Origin of the sequence: Streptomyces sp. NRRL S-1022, from assembly GCF_000720135.1 — a bacterium.
In the GTDB taxonomy this organism is placed as follows: Bacteria; Actinomycetota; Actinomycetes; order Streptomycetales; family Streptomycetaceae; genus Streptomyces.
Genome location: NZ_JOIU01000091.1, coordinates 1 through 1,238, shown reverse-complemented (window position 1 = coordinate 1,238; position 1,238 = coordinate 1). Strand labels below are relative to the sequence as shown.

Annotated in this window: 2 protein-coding genes; both read right to left on the bottom strand. The window is 73.7% G+C overall.

The features are described from left to right. Positions 1–88: 88 nt before the first annotated feature. A complete protein-coding gene (locus tag IG05_RS0140925) occupies positions 89–640 on the bottom strand; it encodes a GGDEF domain-containing protein (protein WP_030349167.1) in 552 nt (183 codons plus the stop codon). A gap of 95 nt (positions 641–735) precedes the next feature. Continuing rightward, on the bottom strand, positions 736–1,050 hold the full coding sequence (locus tag IG05_RS0140920) for a hypothetical protein (protein WP_030349166.1): 315 nt from the start codon (positions 1,048–1,050) through the stop codon (positions 736–738). Positions 1,051–1,238: the final 188 nt, after the last annotated feature.

The window sequence follows — 1,238 nt, the reverse complement described above, 5'->3', positions numbered from 1 at the left end:
CATGATGGTGGTTCCTTTCGATTGCGGTTGGAAGGAACGGCCCCGGGTGGCGGCGTGCTTGGCGGCTTGTGCGCCACCCGGTGGCCTTTCAGCGAGTGGTGCGGGAGCCCCGGCGGGTACGGCCCTTGGTCGCGTACATGGCCGCGTCGGCGGCGGCGAGGGCGTCCGTGAGGAGCGGCATCGCCAGCTCCGCGACGGGGCAGACGCCGACCGAGGCGGCCAGCGGGAGCGACGTCCCGGCGTAGGGCAGCGGCTGGTGAAGTGCGGCGGTCAGCGCGTCGAGGTCGGCGGCGGCCAGGTCCCGGATCACGGCGACGAACTCGTCCCCGCCCAGGCGGCCGGCGGTGCCGTTGCGTCCGCACCAGGTGCGCAGCCGGGCGGCGATCTCCGCGAGGGCGGCGTCCCCGGCGGCGTGGCCGTGGGTGTCGTTGAGGGTCTTGAAGTGGTCGAGGTCGACCAGGAGGACGGCGGCGGTCGGGTGCCGGCGGATGCAGTGTTCGGCGCGGGTGGTCCATCCGGCGCGGGTGAGGAGGCCGGTGAGCGGGTCGCGGCGGGCGGAGAGGAGGCGGCGGGTGAGGATGCCGCCGTGCACGGCCCAGCCGAGTAACGGCACGATGCTCGCGGCCATGTGCAGGTTCATGTCTGTGTCCCTTTGGCGATGGCGGTTGGGTTGGCGGAACCCGGTCCCAGGAGCGGCGGCGTGCTTGGCGGCTTGTGCGTCGCCCCTGGGACCGTTCAGCGGCGGTGCTGGGAGGAGATGAGCGAGCGGATGACCACGGCGCAGACGGCGACGGATGCGCCGGTGATGGCGACGGCCAGGAGCATGGAGACCAGGACGGCGCCGACGACCAGGACCACGGCCGTGCCGCCGCCGACGAGGGCGAGGGCGGTGCCGGGGGTGAGCTGGACGGTGGGTCGGGAGGGGACCTGGGCGGCCGGGGCCGGGGCGGGCGTGGGGTGGTGCTGGGTCACGGTGGTCGGCTCGATGACGGCGGGCGGGGAGACGAGTCCGGTCGGGGTTGGCATGGTGGGGATCTTCGGGCGGAGCATGGGGGTTCTCCCTTCGCTACTTGGTGAGGGCGGTGTCGATGGCGGGGGCGAGGACGCTGTCGGCGAGGAGGTAGCCGCCGAGGAGGAGGACGGCGATGAGCCAGGCGGGCGGGCGGATGAGCTTGACGCCGAGGTAGCCGACGACGGCCAGGGCGAACCAGAGCGGGACCTGCATGGCGGTGGGTCTC